This window comes from Streptomyces sp. NPDC038213, from assembly GCF_055600495.1.
On record NZ_JBVJYM010000036.1, the window covers coordinates 1 to 17,814 of the forward strand.

At 71.3% G+C, this 17,814-nt stretch carries 17 protein-coding genes and 1 pseudogene; 9 read left to right on the top strand and 9 right to left on the bottom strand.

The genetic code is table 11. From position 1 onward, the window contains the following. The 9 genes and pseudogenes from ACZ7JZ_RS31660 to ACZ7JZ_RS31700 form a co-directional block, all read right to left on the bottom strand. Nucleotides 1–1,311 (bottom strand): annotated as a pseudogene (locus tag ACZ7JZ_RS31660) (hypothetical protein); the annotation flags it as partial. A 92-nt stretch (nucleotides 1,312–1,403) separates the two neighbouring features. Further along, complete coding sequence (locus ACZ7JZ_RS31665; protein ID WP_470945478.1) at nucleotides 1,404–1,823, bottom strand: conjugal transfer protein TraB; 420 nt, start codon at nucleotides 1,821–1,823, stop codon at nucleotides 1,404–1,406. 2 nt (nucleotides 1,824–1,825) lie between these two features. After that, a complete protein-coding gene (locus tag ACZ7JZ_RS31670; protein ID WP_470945480.1) occupies nucleotides 1,826–4,012 on the bottom strand; it encodes a hypothetical protein in 2,187 nt (728 codons plus the stop codon). Nucleotides 4,013–4,411: 399 nt separating this feature from the next. Continuing rightward, a complete protein-coding gene (locus ACZ7JZ_RS31675) occupies nucleotides 4,412–4,627 on the bottom strand; it encodes a hypothetical protein (protein WP_470945481.1) in 216 nt (71 codons plus the stop codon). 5 nt (nucleotides 4,628–4,632) lie between these two features. Further along, on the bottom strand, nucleotides 4,633–5,175 hold the full coding sequence (locus ACZ7JZ_RS31680) for a hypothetical protein (protein ID WP_470945484.1): 543 nt from the start codon (nucleotides 5,173–5,175) through the stop codon (nucleotides 4,633–4,635). A gap of 86 nt (nucleotides 5,176–5,261) precedes the next feature. Further along, complete coding sequence (locus ACZ7JZ_RS31685; RefSeq protein ID WP_470945486.1) at nucleotides 5,262–7,115, bottom strand: hypothetical protein; 1,854 nt, start codon at nucleotides 7,113–7,115, stop codon at nucleotides 5,262–5,264. 56 nt (nucleotides 7,116–7,171) lie between these two features. Further along, a complete protein-coding gene (locus ACZ7JZ_RS31690; protein ID WP_470945489.1) occupies nucleotides 7,172–7,573 on the bottom strand; it encodes a hypothetical protein in 402 nt (133 codons plus the stop codon). Further along, complete coding sequence (locus tag ACZ7JZ_RS31695; protein WP_470945491.1) at nucleotides 7,570–7,695, bottom strand: hypothetical protein; 126 nt, start codon at nucleotides 7,693–7,695, stop codon at nucleotides 7,570–7,572. Before ACZ7JZ_RS31695 ends, ACZ7JZ_RS31690 begins: the two co-directional genes overlap by 4 nt. Next, complete coding sequence (locus ACZ7JZ_RS31700) at nucleotides 7,692–8,108, bottom strand: hypothetical protein (RefSeq protein ID WP_470945493.1); 417 nt, start codon at nucleotides 8,106–8,108, stop codon at nucleotides 7,692–7,694. The genes ACZ7JZ_RS31695 and ACZ7JZ_RS31700 overlap by 4 nt, the downstream gene beginning before the upstream one ends. A 567-nt stretch (nucleotides 8,109–8,675) precedes the next feature. Between ACZ7JZ_RS31700 and ACZ7JZ_RS31705 the strand changes: the two genes are divergently transcribed. The 9 genes from ACZ7JZ_RS31705 (at nucleotide 8,676) to ACZ7JZ_RS31745 (ending at nucleotide 17,712) form a co-directional block, all read left to right on the top strand. Further along, nucleotides 8,676–9,488, top strand: coding sequence for a GntR family transcriptional regulator (locus ACZ7JZ_RS31705; RefSeq protein WP_470945494.1), 813 nt, complete (start codon nucleotides 8,676–8,678; stop codon nucleotides 9,486–9,488). A 741-nt stretch (nucleotides 9,489–10,229) separates the two neighbouring features. Further along, nucleotides 10,230–11,447, top strand: coding sequence for a hypothetical protein (locus tag ACZ7JZ_RS31710; RefSeq protein ID WP_470945495.1), 1,218 nt, complete (start codon nucleotides 10,230–10,232; stop codon nucleotides 11,445–11,447). 88 nt (nucleotides 11,448–11,535) lie between these two features. Then, entirely contained in the window at nucleotides 11,536–12,993 is a 1,458-nt protein-coding gene (locus ACZ7JZ_RS31715; protein ID WP_470945498.1) for a replicative DNA helicase, read from the top strand. Between the two features lie 329 nt (nucleotides 12,994–13,322). After that, nucleotides 13,323–13,613 carry a hypothetical protein gene (locus ACZ7JZ_RS31720; RefSeq protein ID WP_470945500.1) on the top strand — a complete coding sequence of 97 codons (291 nt, stop codon included), beginning with the start codon at nucleotides 13,323–13,325 and terminating at the stop codon, nucleotides 13,611–13,613. Next, entirely contained in the window at nucleotides 13,606–13,899 is a 294-nt protein-coding gene (locus ACZ7JZ_RS31725; protein ID WP_470945501.1) for a hypothetical protein, read from the top strand. The genes ACZ7JZ_RS31720 and ACZ7JZ_RS31725 overlap by 8 nt, the downstream gene beginning before the upstream one ends. Before the next feature lie 704 nt (nucleotides 13,900–14,603). Then, on the top strand, nucleotides 14,604–14,990 hold the full coding sequence (locus tag ACZ7JZ_RS31730; RefSeq protein WP_470945502.1) for a hypothetical protein: 387 nt from the start codon (nucleotides 14,604–14,606) through the stop codon (nucleotides 14,988–14,990). Between the two features lie 91 nt (nucleotides 14,991–15,081). After that, nucleotides 15,082–15,684 (top strand): hypothetical protein, encoded by a 603-nt coding sequence (locus ACZ7JZ_RS31735; protein WP_470945504.1) that lies wholly within the window; start codon nucleotides 15,082–15,084, stop codon nucleotides 15,682–15,684. A gap of 75 nt (nucleotides 15,685–15,759) precedes the next feature. After that, the gene (locus ACZ7JZ_RS31740; RefSeq protein ID WP_470945505.1) at nucleotides 15,760–16,698 is read left to right on the top strand and encodes a hypothetical protein; all 939 of its coding nucleotides are present in this window, start codon (nucleotides 15,760–15,762) and stop codon (nucleotides 16,696–16,698) included. Between the two features lie 147 nt (nucleotides 16,699–16,845). Beyond that, entirely contained in the window at nucleotides 16,846–17,712 is an 867-nt protein-coding gene (locus ACZ7JZ_RS31745) for a phosphoadenosine phosphosulfate reductase domain-containing protein (protein ID WP_470945507.1), read from the top strand. Nucleotides 17,713–17,814: the final 102 nt, after the last annotated feature.

A 17,814-nucleotide genomic window follows, 5' to 3' on the forward strand; every position in this document is an offset into this window, starting at 1 on the left:
GCCGAAGTGGTAGACGCGGCCCTTCGCTTCGGGGAGGGACATGCCGGACTGGGCGTCGGCGACCAGGGAGATGACGCCGCTGATCCGCTCGGCGGCCAGCACCGTGAGGAGGAAAACGGACTTGCCGGATCCCATGGCGCCGACCGCCAGGTCGGTGAGGCCGCCGAGTTCGGGGCTGTAGAGGGCCATCTTGAACAGCCGCCCGTCGTGGCGCAGGCCGATGCGGATGAACCCGTCCGCGCCCATCGTCAGGTCCTCGCGAGTGGCCTCGCGGATGTTGATGAGGGGGTGCTCGCGGTAGATGGTGACGACGCCGCGGGACATGTCGTCGGTCTCGATCATGACCAGCTCGGGGTCTTCGACCTTGAGCGCGCGGGCCAGCTTCTTGCGGGGGAGGGCGATCATCGCGCTGTCGTCGGCTTCGACGAGGATGCGGATCCGGTCCTCGTCGATGCGGTGGTCGATCATCTCCATTCCGGGGAGCATTCCGCCGGGGCCGGAGACCCGGGTGTGCCAGAGGTACTCCAGGCCGACCCGCTGGGCGTCCTCCTGCGCCTCCGCGGGGGTGACCCGCAGGGCGAGGCGGCCGGGGCCGTATCCGGGGACCGGGTCGAGGTGGACGGCCGCCGGCGGGACGTCGAAGACGGCGGCGACGTTCTTCTGGGTCACGGAGGGGGGTACCGCCTGCCCGGCCGGGGCGAGGATGACCGCGTCGAAGTCGGGGCGGTCCTCGTGGTGCTGGCGGATGCCGGTGAGCTGGGTGTCCCCGGTCGCCGGGGACGTGGTCCACATCAGCCGCAGATGCCCCTCGTAGGTGGTGGGCGCGGGGACGATCTCCTGCACGACGGTCTCGTCGGTGGCCGCGGCGTACTCGGGCATCTGGGCGATGGTCCGCTGGAGGCCGCGCGAGCGGGTCCAGGGCGCCATCGGCACCATGACGGCGGTCCAGGCGGCCGCGCCGAGCATCGGCCAGCCGTTGGGGTAGTCGATGACGGGGGCGAGGAGTCCGGCGGTGTAGGCCCCGGACCACCCGAGGACCGGCAGGGAGCGCATGGAGGCCAGGAGGAGGCCGGGGCCGTCCTCCTGACCGGTGCGCTTCCATAGGCGCCGTCCGGAGACGAGCCCGGTGAGGACGACGCCGCCGTGGGCCCACCAGGGGACGTCCGTGATGGGGCCGACGGCGGCCCAGGCGCCGGCGGCGCCGTAGAGCAGGCGTTCCGCGAGGGCGAGGCGGCGGGCGGTCTGCGGTGTGAGGCCCCGGGGTTCGGGGACGGTGGCGGCCTCATCGGCCTTCACGATCTCGGTCGTCACGATGTTCTCCCGGTCCGGGGGTGAATGGGGGAATAAGGGAGGGGCCCGGCGGATTCGCCGGACCCCTCGCGGGTGGTGCGTTTTCGTGCTGCTCAGCGCTTGCGGTAGAAGCCCGGCTTCGCCTGCTGCACGTCCGGGCGGGCCTTCACGGCCTCGTAGACGCCCTGGTATTCGGCCCTGTGGGCGTCGCAGAAGCCGCGGGAGTTCGCTTCCATCTGATCGGCGGCCCCGGCGACTTCGGCGGAGGCCTCGGCGACCTTCCGGAGTGCGGTGGCCGAGTCGGTGATGAGGGCGGTGAATCGGGGCTCGACTTCCGCCTCGCCGCACATCTCGGAAATGCGGTCGTGGCGGTCGGCGTTCTTCTCCATTCGGTGTTTCAGCAGCCACAGCCCTTCCTTGAGGCTGAGGGCCGCGGCCGCGAGGGTGGCCATCTTCGCGGCGAGGCTGAGGAAGCCGAGCTTGCCGCCCTTCACGGGAAGCGGCGGCGCCTGATAGGGGACGATGTCGCTCATGGTCAGTCCTCGTTGTGGATGCGGGCGGAGGGCATGGCCAGGCCCGCGTCGAACGCGGCCTGCTGCACGGGCCGGTAGGCGTCGTGCATCTCGTCGTGCGCGAGCTCGACGGACTCGGCGGCGACGAGTGCCTCGCCGCGCATCTGGTTGGCCTTCTTGGCCAGCAGGTCCATCGACTCGGCCAGGCGCGTCATCGCGGCCGAGGTGAGGCGGCCGATGATGTTGTGGTGCTCGGCGAGCTCGGCGGCGAGCTCGCGCAGCGCGTCGCGGATCTTGACCGCGCGCTGCGCGAGGACCGCGCACTCGTCGTACGTCTCCATGCAGTCGTCCTTGGCATCGGCGAGGGCGTCGAGGACGTCGTCGAGGGTCACCTCCGTCATGTGCTCGGCGGCCGCCTGGGACCGCATGGACGGGATGGACAAGCCTGCGCTCACAGGCGCCTCCTTGGTGGGTGTGCTGGTGGACGGTGCGGCCGCCGTGGCCGTCCCGGCCGTCAGGACCGCGGGCTCGCGGGGCTCCCACTTGCGTTCCCGGGAGCCGGGCACGTGCAGAGACTCGACGACCCACTCGGTCTGCTGATTCGGGTCGGTCGCCCACATCGACTCGTAGGCACTGCGCCGCTCCCCGCGGGGCGGGGGCCAGAACGTCCCGCCCGCCTCCGGACCGCTCGCACCGCCGGGGCCGGCGGGAGGTTCCTCGGCCGTGGCCTTCGCCTTGACTCGCTCGCTCGCGCGGCGGACCCGGTCCTTGCGGCGCTCCTTACGGCGGGCCGACGGGCCAGGTCCGCCGGCGGCGGGCCCCGCGCCCGAGGTCTTGCCCTTGGTCTTGCGCTTGGGCTTCACCCTGGCCTTCTTCCTGCCGGGGCTGGCCGTGCTCGTCCCGCCTGCCGTCGGCGTCTTCGGCTTCTTCCTGAGGTCGACCTTGGGAGTGGTCGTGCCGCCCGCCGCCGAGGGGGGCTTGGGCTTCTTCGTGAGGTCGACCTTCGGCGGGACGGTGGTGCCGCCAGCGGTCGGCTTCGGCTTCTTGGTCAGGTCGACCTTCGGCGGGGTCGCCGTGGCCGCCGCGCCGGATCCGGAGCCGGGCTTGCCCTTGCCGCCCTTCTTCTTGCGCTTCTTGACCTTGGAGACGATCGGGGTCGGGCGGTGCTTGCCGCGCTTGTTCCAGCGCCGCCGAGCCTCCGTGACCGCCGCCTGCCCCAAGGTCGTACGGCCCGCGTCGGCGGCCGCCGCTTCCTCCTTCCTCTTCTCCCGGGCCTCCGCCCGGGCCTCGCGCTTCTTCTGCTTCGCCTTGAACCGGGCGTCGCGCGCCTGTTCCGCCCTGTCCTGCTTCCCCTCGATCCGCTTCGCGCGGCCCTTCTCCTTGAGCGCCTGCCGAGCGGCCTTGACGCCGGTCTCCTGCTCGCGAGCCGCGTCCCGGTCCTTGGCCTTGTTCTCCAGCTGCGCGGCCTGTTTGGCCATGCGGCGGTCCGCCCGGGCGCCCTGCCGGGCGGCCGCTCGATCGCCTCGGGTGTTCGTACGCCCCGGACCGGTCCCTCCGGCGGAGGCGCCGTTGCCCTTGGCGCCCATCGGCGACTTGATCCCCTTGGAGGGCTTGTCCGGCGCCGCCTTCCCCCCGGAGCCCTTCCCCCCGCCGAGGCCCTTATTGCCGGAGCCCTTGCTGCCGCTGGTACTGCCCAGCGGCGAGGAGGAGGGCTTCTTGGAGCTGCCGCCGGACCCTGCCGGGGTGGGGGTCGTCTTCGGCGTTCGGCTGGGGCCGGTTCCTGCGGGGCTCTTGCCTCCGCCGGCGGGGCCGCGCCCGCCTCCGCCCCCGGAGCTCCCTCGCCCGCCGCCGCCGTTCGCCAGCGACTTGCGGCCGAACTCCTGGCTGGAGGGGACGCCCTTCTTCTGGGCGGCCCTGTCGCCGACCGCCTGCATGGCGGCCGCGTGCTTGGCGTGGGCTTCCTCGTTGGCCAGCAGGTGCTTGAGTCGGGCCTCGCGCAGCGGCGCGGTCTCCGCCTCGCGTTCCATACGGCGCTGGCGCCAGTCCTGAACGAACGTGGCCGTGCCGCGGAGGGCGGCCAGCGCTACCGCGAGGGCCGCCGACAGCCCGAGCGCGCCGAGCCCCGGAGTCTCCGGGTCGCGGGCGGCGGGTTCGGCGAGGCCTTCCTCCCGCATCGCCACCGTGGTGTCGGCCGTCGCCGCCCCGGGCACCGGGGGCAACCCCGGCGCGGCCGGCGGCGGTGCGGTCAGCGCGGCCAGCGAGTCGGCGGCCGAGCGGCGGGAGCGGCCCGGAAGGAGATCCGCCCCACCTCCCGTCGGCGGGTCGGCCGGGGGCGGCGGGGCGGCGGGCGGCGGGGGAGTGCCGCCCGGGGTCGGGGGGAGCCCGGGGGGCGGTGCCCCCGGGAGGGGCGGGAGCCCCGGCGGGGCCCCTCCACCACCCCTCGGCCGGAAGGTCAGAACGTTCCGGTCGTCGTCATCCACTGGTCCTCCAGGGTTGACAGACGGTGACCGGATCGGGCATCCTCGCGCGCCCGCGCGCCCGCGGGCCCGCGCGCCCGCCTTGGGGCTCCCGATCCGGTCCGTCTGCCGTGGTGATGATGGTGATGATGACTACGCGTTGTGACTGGCGTGGAAGTTCTCCAGTGTCCGCGTGAGGACGTTCCACAATTCCGGATCGCCCCCCGCTTCGGCCTCCGCGCACTGCTTCTTGACCCGGTCCCACCAGGCCTCAGCGAGTCCTCGCGGGCCGCGCTGGAGCTGTCGCTCCTGGCGCGCGGCCCAGTGCTTGCGCTGGTTCTCGGCGCGAGCATCCGCGATCGTCGACATGGGGGTCAGGCTCCCTTCTTGCCGAACAGGTCACCGATGCCCCGGACCGGCGGCGGCCCGGGCGTGGATTCGGTGCTCTGACCAGCGGTTTCACCGTCGGCGGGCCCCTCGGGGCGGCCCGCGTTCCGCATGACCTCGGCCGTCTTTTGCAGGGACGCCGTGGCCAGCTCGCTTCCGCGCTGGCGACGAGCGGCCTTGTCCAGGGCCTTCTGCTCGCGCTGCGCCGGCAGGGCGGCCACCACACGGACGTGGTCGGCGTAGGCCGTGCGCACGTTCTGGGCGGCCTGCGCGGCGTTCTGCGAGGCCCTGACCAGCGCCTTGAGGTGCTTCTCCACCTTCCGGGCCCGGCGGCGGGCCGCCCACCGGCCGTCGCCGGGCACGTGCTGGCTGCGCAGCGCCGTCTCGAAGGTGGCGAGGGTGGCCTCGTAGGTGGCCAGGTCCGCGGTGTGCTCGCGCTGCCGGTCGAGCGTCCAGCGCGACAGGGCCTCCAGGTTGAGCAGCGGCCGGTAATCCGCGGGGAGGCGGTTGACGTTGTCGATGTCGGTCACGGGGTGGTTCTCCTTTCGGGAAGGGGCCCGCCGTCTCTCGGGGGCAGAGGCGGGCCCAGCCCGCGGGGCGTTCTACCGCCGTCGCGTCAGGAAGGACGGACGGCGCGGATCTGGTTGCGGACCCACTCGGGGTCGAGGCCGCCGAACTCGGCGGCGAGAGCGGTAGGCGAGGGCACTCCACCGCCCTTGAGGATCTCGGCGACCCGGGCCCGAACCGCTTGGCGCTGCTCGGCTGTGGGAGGGTTACCGGGGCGCTTACCGCCCGGCTTACCGCTCCCCTTGGCGCCCGGCTTACCGCCGCCCTTACCGGTCGGGTTACCGGTGCCGGTACCGCTCGGATTACCGGTACCGGTAGGAGGGCGGTTACCGGTCGAGTTACCGGTACCGGTAGGAGGCTGGCTACCGGTACCGGTAGGGGGCCGGTTACCGGTCGGGCTACCGGTGCCGGTACCGCTCGGGCTACCGGTCGCCGTGTCGCTGGCGGTACCGGTGTCCGGCGAGTCCGCTACCGGTTCGGCGTGGTCCCCCTCCAGCAGGACGTGCACCCGCCAGATGATGACGACGAACGTGATCACGACGAGGGCGGTGAGCCCGAGGACGATCGCGCCGCCGTACGGGTTCGCCGGGTCGTGGACTCCGCCCCGCTCGGCCAGGTGGTACGCCAAGTTGGATGCCGCCATGATCGACAGGGCGGGGCGGACGTCGCGCTTCTTCTTGAAGGCGACGATCGCGTAGACGTCGACGGAGAGCGGGAACAGCGGCGCGACGTACTCGTGGAAGCCGACCAGTTTGGCGAGTTGGAACTCACCGCTGGCGGCGAGTCCTACGCCGGCGGCGAGCGCGACCCAGGGGGCGGCCCTCCACAGCCTGCCGGTGACGCCCTTGACCTTCGACGTCCGGCGAGCCGAGGCCTGGGCCTTTTCGAGGTACTGCTCCGCGTCGGCCTCGTGCTGCCGGGCCCTGGCCAGCGCGGCGTTCGCCTCGCGGACCAGGTCCGTCTTCTCGCGCTCGGCCGCGGCGACGATCTCCCGGGCTCGGCTCCGGGCTGCGGTCTCGCCGTTCGCCCGCATCTCCTCCAGTTCCTCGGCGAGCCGGTCCTTCTGCGCCTTGCGCTCCAGGTGGTGCTGCTCGCCGAGCTTGCGGAACTGGTCGTCGAGCTCGTGCCGGGCTTGGTCGCACTCCGCTCGAACCTGCGTGAGCGTGGCCTCGATCGCCTTGCGCCGCTCGGCCAGCTCCTCGTCCAGGACGAGCAGTTCCCGGCGGCGGGTCAGGTCGAGTTCCGCGTCGAGCGAGGCCCGGGCGGCGGTGATCTCACCCGACTTCTGGTGGGCGTCCGCAAGAACGGTCCCGGCTTCCTCGTACGCCTTGCCGTATGCGGCCTCGGCGGCGACGCGGCGCATCTCCACCAGCGCGGTGGCGCGCTCCTCCGCCTCGGCGAGCACGTTGCCGACTCGGCTCTCCGCCTCGGCCAGCAGCTCGTCCGCCTGAACCCCGGCGGCCGCGATGGCCGCCTCGGTCTCCCGCCGGGCTTCCCCGCGGGCGGCGTCGAGGAGGGCCTGCCGGTCGTCGTGTGCCCGTCCGCGGATCCCGTCGGCCTCCGACTCGGCGCGGCGAAGTCGCTCCGCCGCCTCCTCGGTCACCTCGGTCAGCAGCCGCCGCGCGTCGGCGGCCGCGGCACGGCGGATCTGTACGACGCGGGCCTCGGCTTCGCGGATCAGCTCCGCGGCTTCCTCCGCACCGGCCCACCGAGCGCCCTCAAGGACGTCGGCGGACCGGTCACGAAGGTCTGCGGCCCGAGTGTCCCTCTCCTCAAGGACCTCCGGGCTGGGCGGTACGGTCGTCGCGTCGGGGGAACGTCGCGGCGACGGGGTCGCGGCCGGCGGCTTACGGGCCGCCGCCTTCCGGGGGTTGGTCTTGCGGGTGGCTGTTCGGGCCGCCACGCCTTCTCCTCTCGTGCGGGTGGCCGCCTCCCGGCGGCCACCTGATGTGCGGTCCGTCAGCCCCTGACGAGGCGGTCGGTCAGTCGGTCGAACCGGTCCACGAAGCGGTTGCAGGCCCCGCCGATGCGGTCGACGAAGGCCCGGTCACCGGCCCGGGTGCACGCGTTCTCGATGTCGGTGCACCGGTCGTCCACGTGGTCCGTGATGCTCTCCAGCTGCGGCGAGACCCGGTTGGACAAGGTCCACAGCAGCGAGCCCAGGACTGCGATCGGCAGAGCGGCGGCGGTCCAGGTCAGCAGCCGCAGGCGGAGCCGGAAACGGGGGACCGGCCCGCGCCAGGCGATGACCAGCAGCTCCTGGAGGAGGTCGAACTCCTCCGCGGTCCAGCTGGTCATCGGTCCGTGGTTCGCGTGGAACCGCCGGGTGACGCGCTTCGGCGTGTTGAGCAGGGCGTTCATACGGTGACCACCTCTCCGCCCCCGGTCAGGGCGACGAACCCGTTCTTGCCGGACTGAGTCCTGGACTGCTCGTTCTTCTTCGCGAGGTTGGAGTGCATGGCCTCGCGCTCCGCGTCGGTCACAGCAGGACGGTGGAGTCGATGACGGAGACCTCGTCGTCGAGGTCGGTGTCGACGGCCGCGACCAGGGCCTCCGCGTCGGCGACGCTGATGGCGGCGTAGGCGACGGTGGCCTTGATGTTGATGGCGCCGTGGAACGTCGTTCCGGCGACCGTGAAGCCGGTGTCGGTGCGCGTGAGGGCGGTGTTCGCGATCCCGGCCACGAAGCCGTGCAGCAGGTGGGCGGTCTCGGCGCCGAAGTTCATGTCGACGGTGATCTTGTCCTGGTTGGACAGCGTCACGGACGTCGCGACGCCCATGCGGGCGAGGCCCTGGGTCTCGGAGCGGGCCTGCCACGCCACGGCGGTCAGCTCGTTGACGCCGTCCTGGATGGCCTCGGTGCGGAGCGGGGCGGCGTTGGTCGTCATAATGGTCATGCGGATCAAGCTCCTTCGACTGAGTGATTGGTCCGTGCAGACCCCCGGCACGTACAGGCGTTGCACCGCCTGTGTCGGGGGTCGCGCCGTACCCGGGTGGGTCGGCGCAGTAAGCGGATGGGGTGTTGCACCCTCGGCCCCAACCCCAGGGGCCCTACTCAGATCCGCTCTCGGGCTGCCATGCGGCCAGCCCCCCGCTCAAGACCTCACCCGCGCAAATCCGCAGGTGAGAGGGTCATCTCGTCAATGACGGCAGGGGCGCCGCGGCCCGAAATTCAAAGCACTCTGTGGAGTTCTCAAGGAACGACCGGCCACCCATCACCCCGCCCGCGAAGGCGAGTTCACTGAGGCCGACAAGGCACAGCGGTACTGCAAAGCATCTCCGCGACCCGCTAAAACCTAGGTTTTTGCTGGCCACGAGAAGATGACATCACGATCACCTCCGACTGTCAATAACCCTAGGTTTTTTCCCTCGTGTCCTGGACACCGCCGCCCGATAGGCGTTAAAACCTAGGTCTGATCTAGTGTTGGTGGTGACGCCAAGTAGCCGAGGAGAGAAGCAGTCCCATGACCGAGCCCCGCACCGCGAAGTGGCGACAGATTGCCGCCGATCTGCGCGAGAAAATTCAGGGCGGCACCTACGCGCCCGGCGACACATTGCCGCAGCTCAAGGCCTACGCAGCCGAGCTTGGCGTTCACCACGAAACCGTCCGCGCTGCCTACAAGGAGCTGGAGAAGGAGGGTCTCGTGCGAACCGTTCAGCGTCGCGGATCCGTTGTCCTCCAGCCGCCGGTTCGCCGACGCATCACGCGCGGGGTGACCGTCACTCGGGACCCTGCGCGCGGATACGTGTTCCCCGCGGCGTCCCGTCCGGATGAACCGTGGGAGGCTCACGGGCGCCCCTTCCGCAAGGAGCTGCCCGCCCCCATCCAGGTCACGAGCGAGTTCCAGTTGGCCGCTGGCACCGAGGTACTGCGCCGGCGACGAGTGACCAGCCCGGTCGGCGAGCCGCCCTTCCAGCTCGTTGACACCTGGATCAGCCCGGCCGCAGTCGCGGACGCTCCCCGTGTCGCCGAGCCTTCCCCGGGGCCGGGTGGATACCTGGACCGCCTTGAGGAGGCGGGACATGGCCCGCTCGATTGGACCGAGACCTCCCGCATCCGTATGCCGGACCGCGAGGAAGCGAAGCTGCTGGAGATCGCTCAGTCCATCCCCGTGCTGGAGTCCACGATCGTCGGCACGTCCGCGCGCACCGGGGTACCGGTCGAGGTGACGATCCGTGTGATCCCGGGCGACCGCGTTGAGTTGTCGGGAAAACTCCAGCGGGGCGACTCGGCACAGTGGCCAGTGCCCCCCGTGGAACCGCCCGCCGGCGACTAGGCTCCTCCACACGGCTCTCGCCCCCCAACGACACTCCGACGAGGGGGGCGTGACGCCGAAGGCCTTCGCAGGGGTGCACAATGCGCAGGAACGAAGGGCCGATCACCAGGGCCCCGCAAGCCGTGGACGCTGATTGTGGTGGTCAGGTCTACGCATCCGAGTAGCCGCAGCAGCGGTGAAACCAACGGAACCAGGAAGGCACCACGTCGTGACCAGCACGCAGTCCACCCGTCAAGCCCCCCGGCGACCCGACTCGACATCTCCGAAATTGAGTTCGAGCCCCGCCCGGGTGCGGTGCAAGATCAAAGGATGGCATCCCGCAACCCGCAGACCGCGAGCTGGAACATCCACCCGCCCGGGCCAGGGGCTCTCACGGTCGCCGTGAAATGGCGATGGCCGCCCCTGCCAGGGCGGCCATCTCATCCAGCAATCGACTCAGTGCCCGAGTCGTAGGTCGGCGATGACGCCGGGGCCCGAGCCCTGCCAGGCCCGAGGTCACCACTCCCAGGATAGAGCGCGCGACAGTCAACTCGCAGCAGCGATGACCAGTCAGCACGTCTCGTTTCCGTCAAACTTGCCGGTCTGCGGCTCCCCAAACACCCAGGGGAGACCCCGCACCATGATCCACACCTTGCTGGCGACACACAGAGTCGCGGCACCCGTTCCCTCCGTCGCCGCAGCACCGGGCGAGCTCCCGCCGGCGGTGTCGCTGTGAGCCGTCGAAGCCTCCCTCGCCGCCCGATGCCGGACAGCGGTGAGGGCGAGTACCTGTTTGAAGGCGACATCACCGACTACTGGTCGGCCGCGGTGGTGCGGCACTGGTTCCTGCACCTGCCCGAGATGAAGCCCACCGACTTCAAGCTCTACATCCTGCTCCGCGCCATGCTCACGTCCAGCCCGCGGGGCCTGCGCCGGATGTCGGTCGACCAGCTGTGCTGGCTGCTGACCGAGGAGGGCGAGAAGCCGGTCGGCGAGTCGACCGTGCGGGCCGCGCTCAAGCGCCTTGAGAAGGCCAACCTCGTCACGAACCCGGACGGCGAGCGCATCGTGAAGTCCACCGGCAAGGGTGGCATCCAGACCATCTCCCGCCGCTACAAGGTCCACGACCTTCCCCCGGACACCCACGTCGGCTGGGCGAACACGTGGCAGAAGTTGGACGCGTACCGGCCGGACTGGCGCGAGAACCCGATCGTCCCGCCGACCCACACGAAGACCTCCGACGGCATCGTCCGCTCGAATTTGAGCGGACGTACTGACCTGGACGAACAGGCCGAGCCCGAGGGTCCCCAGGACGAAACCGCAGGTCGTTTCGACCGCTCGATTTCTAGCGACGCTCAGCAGAAATCGAGCAGTCGAGCGCAGAAATCGAGCGGCGACAAGCCGCTGACCAGCGGAAACGAGGGGGGTATTCAGGCTCCTATTAGGTCTTCTCTCTCTCCTGTCACGGGTGCCCCAGCGGTACCCGGTGACGTGGCTGAGGAGGCGGCCGAGGAGAGAGAGACTCCGGCTGCGCCGACCAAGACCACGACGGCGCAGAGCGCCGCCGACGGCGCAGAGCTCGCCACCGCGGCCGCCGCTGTTGCTGCTGAGTTCGGGAACCTGTGGAAGGCCGAGCGCGGTACCCGGCCGAGCCGCCGTCAGCTGGACGGCATCGCGCTGGACGCGGCCGAGGCCATCGCGGCCGAAGATTCCGCGGAGTGGCTGACCAAGTCGGTGGTCCCGTTCATGGTCAGCCGCAACTACCTGGACCTGGCCCGGGCGAAGACCCACCCGCAGTGCCCGGCGCCGCGTGGCACGAAGGTGCCCGGGCAGCGGCCCGCGGTCCTGGAGTGGTGCGGCGAGTGCAACGACGGCACCCGGCCGGAGATCGTCGCCGAGCGGTTCCGTCGGCAGGGCGGCCGCCTGGTGAAGTGCCCGGAGTGCCACCCGGGCGGTGTGCGGCAACCTGCCGCAGTCTGACCCGCCCCCGAAAACGTCACGGCGGCCGTGCTCCCGCGAAGAAACCGGCCGCCGTGCTGATCCCAACCCAGTGAAGAGAAGAGATCCGATGACCAGCATGACACCGCAGGCCCCCGCCGGCGAAAGCGACCTGTTCGAGGGCGACCCCGCGATGTTGCCTGCTCAGGACCGTGGTGGCGACATTCCCGACACCTTCCGGGCTGCGCCCTCCGACTTCGAGCGGATCCCGCCGCAGGATCGGGACGCCGAGCAGTCCGTCCTCGGCGGGATGCTGCTGTCCAAGGACGCGATCACCGAGGTCGTGGAGATCCTCAAGGGCGGCCACGAGTTCTACAAGCCTGCCCACGAGACGATCTACCGGGCCATCGTCGACATGTGGGGCAAGGGCGACGTGGCCGACCCCATCACGGTCGGGGAGGAGCTCACCAAGCGCGGTGAGATCGCGAAGATCGGCGGAGCGTCCTACCTCCACACCCTGGTGCAGGCCGTGCCGACGGCGGCGAACGCCCCGTACTACGCCGAGATCGTCCGCAACAAGTGGAAGCTGCGGCAGGCGATCGAGGCCGGTACGCAGGTGACCGCGATGGGCTACAGCCAGGACGCGGACCCGGCCGAGGTGATCGAGGCCTCCGCCGCCCGCCTCCTGGCGCTCCAGGCCACCTTCGACACGGGCAAGGACCCCGCCGGGTGGGACACGCCCATGGAGGAGCTGGTTGAGGCCTGGGAGGACGATCAGGCCGCAGGGGAGAACCCGGGCCTGCCCATGCCGTGGGAGGACCTCCAGACGATGCTGTGCACCGTCCCCGGTCACCTGGTAATCGTCGCGGGCCGCCCCGGCATGGGTAAGTCGGTGGCGCTGCTCGACCTGATGCGTCACCTCGCCGTTGTCCATGACCGTCCGGCCGCGTTCGTTTCGCTGGAGATGAACCGGCGCCAGATCGTGAACCGGCTGATCGCCGCTGAAGCCGAGATTCCGCAGCACGACATCCGTACGCGCTCACTGAACGACGCGCAGTGGAAGAAGTACGACAAGGTCCGCGGGCGGATCGTCGCCTCGCCGCTGCGGTTGATCGTCCCGCCCGGTGGCATCACCGTGCCGCAGATCCGCTCGGCCCTGCGCCGCTGGCAGATCGATGACCGCCTGCCGCACGCGCTCGCGCTCGACTACCTCCAGATCGCCAAGCCCGACCTCCAGGGGCGCGGGGGGAACCGCACTAACGAGGTCGACGCCATCGCCCGCGGCCTCAAGGAGATTGCTCTTGAGTTCGACCTCCCGGTCTTCGCCGCCGCCCAGCTCTCCCGCCAGACCACCGGCCGCGAGAGCAAGGTCCCGCAGCTGTCGGACCTGCGCGAGTCCGGCGAGATCGAGCAGGCCGCCGATGCGGTCGTCCTGCTGCACCGCGAGGACTACTACGAGCCGGAGAGCGAGCGCGCCGGCGAAATCGACCTGATCGTCGCTAAGAACCGAGAGGGCAGCACCGGAATCGTGACCGCCGGGTTCCGCGGCCGGTTCAGCAAGATCGAGTCCATGGGCCAGGACTTCTGAGACCGAAGTGTGGGGTCTCAAATCCCGTGGCACAGTCTCATTCGATCTTGGCACATGACGGCACATCAGTGAGACGCGCAGGTCAGGGGCCCAAGCCCTCGCGAAGGTCCGGAGGAAGTGCCACGTTTCGTGAGACTGAGCCGTGTGCCATCGCCGCGAGACAGATCGAAAGCCGCTGGTCAGCGGCCCGGCCTGTGCCACGGGCCGCGAGACCCTACACGAAGGACGGCGAACATGATGCTCACCAAGGCTCCCGGTCCGGAGCAACAGGTCGACCCGCACCCGGGGGACAGGGCAGACTCGAAGCAGACCGAAAGGGGCACCGCGCGATGACCGCACAGCCGATCCACCACCACGAGCCCGAGCGGGTGCCGCGCAACGCCAACGGCATCGCGGATGCACTCGAAGGCCCGCGCCGGGCGGAGTTCTACCGGCAGCTCTTGGCGGCCGCGCCCGAGGAGGCCGAGGGCGTTCTGCGCCGCTGGTGGTGCGAGGCGATGCTCGACACCGACCCCGAAGGAGACCGGCTGGTCGCCGCCGCGATCGACGGCACCCTGTCGATCACCGCAGTTGCCGACGTCGTCCGCCGCCGGCGTGAGGCGGGCGGCCTCGTTGAGTGACTCGCACGAGCAGCGCGACGGCTGGCCGTGCGTGCTGTCCGAGGAGGTCACCAGTCTCCTCCTGGACAAGGCTCTCCCGGCCGAGGTGTTCGCCGCGGTGGTGGCCGCCACCGTCCTGATCAACACGACGAGGGGCGAGGTACCCGGCGCCACCGCGTCGGCGAAGTGGCCCGAGCAGCGGCGTATGCCGCTCGGCGAGGACGGGGCCCTCGGCGTCGCCGAGTACGTCATCGTCGCCCACGCCGAGCCGCCGCAGATCGTCCTCACACGCGTACAGCTGTACTGACCGGCACCGACCCCAGGGCCCGACGAGAACCCTCTCGTCGGGCCCGTCGTGTTCAGGGGCCAGCGGAGGGGCCGGGCGTTAATCTCACCTCTTAAGAGGTGAGTTCCCAGGGGCGGGCCCCGTTGGGGGCCGGGTGCTCGAGGAGCGTCGGCCCGGCCGGTGGGCGAACCTCCGGTCGTACGGTCTGCCGACGCGCCTCGTGCACCCTCCGTACGGTCTCGACCGGCGGGCGGACTGGTGGCCGGGGCGCCCACCGTCCGTAAGCCTCCGTGGCCACGCGCGCCGGCGGCCGCGAGTGCTCCGGGCTGAGCAAAGACGGCTGGCGGCGGGGGGAGGGGTGCCCGGGTGGCTGTCCGGATTGCCGGAATTCCGGGCCGAGTCGGGCGCGGACCGTACCCCCGCCGTCGCGGATGCGGGCGCGTGAGGCGACCGCGCCGCCGGTCGTGGCCGAGGGGGAGCGGGCCGCTGCCGCGATGTGGCCGAACCCGGCATCGCTGTCCAGCGCTGCGGGCATCGCGAGGGTCGGGCGCTCGGCAAGGTGCCCGAAAATTCGCATAGAAACACGCCGTGACCTGGCCTTTTCGGCTTGACCCACCCCCCAAAACTTGAGAGTATTAGTACGTCGAGAAGGGGGGCGGGAATCCTCCGGACCGACGCGGGCCCCCGGCCCACCGCACCGAGACCTCAACGGAAGGAGGCCCTTCATGGGCCCCGACATGGACCGCGTCGAGTACCGCGTGGATCTCTTCAAGAAGCCCGGCACCTACTACGTCATCGCCGACGACGAGGGCGTCTACAGCGGCAAGGAGTGGCAGGCGGACTGGGCGGGGGAGCGGGACGTGCTCGACGTCCAGCGCGCCGCCGACTGCGACATTGAGCGGGAGCTCCAGCGCGCCGACTTCACGCACTCGGCCCTGGCGTCGCAGTCGCCGCTGCGATTCCTGACGGTCGAGGCCCGTAGCCACGGCGAGGCCGCGTTCCTGGCCAAGCGCGCGTACCGCGAGGAGCAGGCCTTCCAGGCCCTCCAGGACGTGTTCTTCGCCGACGAGCTCGCCTTCGACCCCGCGAACTTCGGCGACACCACCAACTGACCGGCTTCCCCGCAGCGGACGGGGGCGGGAATCCCCGTCCGCCCGCGGGCCCGGTCGCACCGAAACACCTCAACACGCAAGGAGCACCACCATGACCAGCACCACCCTGGCGTACCGACTCGGCCAGCCCGACTGGGAGCAGCGCTACCCCGTCCTGATTGGCACGGACACCGTGATCGGCGCCGTCTTCCGCTGGCACCGCGACTGGCTCGCCCTCACCAGCGAGGGCGAGCACAACCTCGGCCGCCCCGAGAAGGGCCGCCGCGGCGTGCCCCGGGCGGCGGCGCAGACGGCGGCCGGGCACGTGGCCGCCGAGTACGCCGCCGGTCGCATCACCGCCATGACCCTGGCCGACGTCACGGCCGCCGTGCCCGTGCTCGACGGCCCGGTGCCGCTGCTTCACCCGCGGATGCCCCAGAGCCCCCGCAACGTCGAGGCCGCAGAGAAGGTCATGGCCGCCCTGGCGCTGCACCGCTGGAAGCCGTACACCGGCTTCCCCGGCAGCGACAACCCGTGGTGGCAGGAGTGCGAGCTGTGCGGCTGGCAGGGCCCGCGCTACTGGTCCCACCAGCGCGGCCGCAACGGCGGGCTGCCCAGCACCCACCGGCACCCCGCCTCCGCGGAGTTCAAGGCGCCCGCCGGGTGCATCGGTGACGACAAGGTCCGCGAGCTGATCGCCGCCTACCAGAAGTAGGCCCCGCCCAGCAGGACCACCGCCGGGCCCGGCAGACGCCGGGCCCGGCCCCCTCACCGACCGAAGGAGCCCCACATGCTCACCGAACGCCTCAACCGCATCGCCGCCGCCGGCACGGGCCGCGGGTACACCCGCATCCGCCTCGCCGACGACCTCATGGTCTACGTCAAGGCCATGCCCAACTCCGCCGTGCTGGACGAGGTCTACCTCGCGCCCGGCCTCGCCGCCCCCGACACCGACGACTGGGAGGCCGAGGACGACGAACTGGTACTGACCGGCCAGACCGCCAGCGGCACCCTTTGCCTGGAGGTCCCCGCCGACGCCGTCGGCGACCTCATCGCGGCGCACGGCGGCGAGCACACGACGCAGGACGCCGACTTTCCGCCGGTCGGCTACCAGGTCCACCCCGCCGACGGAGCCGGTCACTACCCGGTCCGCCGCGGCGCCCACCGGCTGGGCTACATGGCGCGCCGCGGGCGCATCTGGCGGGTGATCCCCCTCGGCGCGACCGTGTGGTCCGGCAGCTTCGCCTCCTCCGAGGAAGCCGCGGCCCACCTCCTCACGCTGGCCGAGGCCGCCGACAAGTACACCGCCCGACGGGCCGAGTGGATCCTGCGCGACGCGCTCGCCGAGTGCGGCCTGCCCCTGCACCGCGAATCACGCGCCGTGATCGGTCAGGGGCCCACCAGCTGGGTGGAGATCGACTCGCTCCACCGCTCGCCCTACCCGACCGGCGACGAGCCCTCCCTCGCGGTCTACCTCCACGACCGGGACGACGAGGACGAGATGACCGTCGACCGCGAGATCACGGACGCCGACGAGTGGGTGGTCCTCCTGTGGGACGCGGACGGAACCCAGCTCCAGGGCCGCACCTTCGCCGCCGCGGACACCGCCGACCTGGCCGCGTACGTCGTCGACTGGCGCAACGACCCCGAGACGACGTGGTCCGCCGCCCTGGCGGCGGACCACGCCCGCAGGCTCGCCGCCCTCAACGCCGCCGCCACCCGCAGCTGACCCCCTGGCCCCGGGCGGGATACGACGCCCGCCCGGGCCCCGGCCGCGTGCGCCCGTGCCACGCGGCCCCCACACCGGTCCGGCCGGCGAGGCGGGAATCCCCGCCGACCGGGCCCCACCGAACACCTCAACACCACGGAGCCCGTCATGACGAAGACCCTTCCCCCGTGCGCCGCCCAGTGCGGAGCCGCCCAACTCGCGCTCTTCTCCCAGCCGGCCGAACCGCCGGCCGCGCCCGCCACTGACACCTTCGACTGGGACAGTCAGCACGTCGTGGTGATCGGCGACTCCGGTGGCAAGGACAGCGGCGCCACGGTGCACACCGTGTGCAGCTCCGCCGAGGCTGCGGGCCAGCTGCACAAGGTCCGCATCCTGCACTGCGACCTCGGCAGCACCCCCGGCGGACACAGCATCGAATGGCCGGGCGCCGCCGACGTCGCCCGTCGCCGCGCCGCCTCGTACGGCGTCCCCTTCGCCGTACGCCGCAGCACCCGGTGGCCGTCCTTGTGGGACCGCATGATTTCCCACGGCCGGTGGCCTGGATTTTTCGCGCGCTACTGCACGAGCGACACAAAGACCGCGACCGGCCGCGCCTACGTGGACGAGCTCCGCGCCGAGCTCCGGCTGCGCGAACCGATTCGTGCCGGATACGCGATGGGGATGCGCGCCGAGGAGTCCCGGGCACGCGCGAAGAAGCCGGTCGTGGAGCGGCACCGCATGAGCGGCAAGGGCACGCTGCGCGTCGTGACGACGTGGCTGCCGATCCATCACCTCACCACCGACCAGGTGTGGCAGATGCACGAGGAGAACGGCATCGAGCGCCACGACGCCTACCGCATGGGAATGGGCCGCCTCAGCTGCCGGGCCTGCCCGCTCGCCCACACCGACGACCTCGTTCGCTCCGCCCAGCTCAACCCGGAGCTCTTCGCGGAGTACGCCGCCGTCGAGGACAGGCTCGGTCAGTTCAAGGCGAACATCTCCCTGCGCGAGATCATCGAGCGCGGGAAGAACTGACCGCAGACAGCAAGAGGCCCGGCGGGGCGCAAGAGCGTGGGAATCCCGCCGGGCCGGCGGCTCGGCACCGAGGGCCCTCAACAGGCCGCAAACCGAACCAGG

What these genes read in the sequence shown, in the direction of transcription:
- ACZ7JZ_RS31665 (WP_470945478.1), bottom strand. Translation starts at nt 1,823, where the DNA reads ATGAGCGACATCGTCCCCTATCAGGCGCCGCCGCTTCCCGTGAAGGGC.
- ACZ7JZ_RS31675 (WP_470945481.1), bottom strand. Translation starts at nt 4,627, where the DNA reads ATGTCGACGATCGCGGATGCTCGCGCCGAGAACCAGCGCAAGCACTGG.
- ACZ7JZ_RS31690 (WP_470945489.1), bottom strand. Translation starts at nt 7,573, where the DNA reads ATGAACGCCCTGCTCAACACGCCGAAGCGCGTCACCCGGCGGTTCCAC.
- ACZ7JZ_RS31700 (WP_470945493.1), bottom strand. Translation starts at nt 8,108, where the DNA reads ATGACCATTATGACGACCAACGCCGCCCCGCTCCGCACCGAGGCCATC.
- ACZ7JZ_RS31705 (WP_470945494.1), top strand. Translation starts at nt 8,676, where the DNA reads ATGACCGAGCCCCGCACCGCGAAGTGGCGACAGATTGCCGCCGATCTG.
- ACZ7JZ_RS31710 (WP_470945495.1), top strand. Translation starts at nt 10,230, where the DNA reads ATGCCGGACAGCGGTGAGGGCGAGTACCTGTTTGAAGGCGACATCACC.
- ACZ7JZ_RS31715 (WP_470945498.1), top strand. Translation starts at nt 11,536, where the DNA reads ATGACCAGCATGACACCGCAGGCCCCCGCCGGCGAAAGCGACCTGTTC.
- ACZ7JZ_RS31720 (WP_470945500.1), top strand. Translation starts at nt 13,323, where the DNA reads ATGACCGCACAGCCGATCCACCACCACGAGCCCGAGCGGGTGCCGCGC.
- ACZ7JZ_RS31730 (WP_470945502.1), top strand. Translation starts at nt 14,604, where the DNA reads ATGGGCCCCGACATGGACCGCGTCGAGTACCGCGTGGATCTCTTCAAG.
- ACZ7JZ_RS31735 (WP_470945504.1), top strand. Translation starts at nt 15,082, where the DNA reads ATGACCAGCACCACCCTGGCGTACCGACTCGGCCAGCCCGACTGGGAG.
- ACZ7JZ_RS31740 (WP_470945505.1), top strand. Translation starts at nt 15,760, where the DNA reads ATGCTCACCGAACGCCTCAACCGCATCGCCGCCGCCGGCACGGGCCGC.
- ACZ7JZ_RS31745 (WP_470945507.1), top strand. Translation starts at nt 16,846, where the DNA reads ATGACGAAGACCCTTCCCCCGTGCGCCGCCCAGTGCGGAGCCGCCCAA.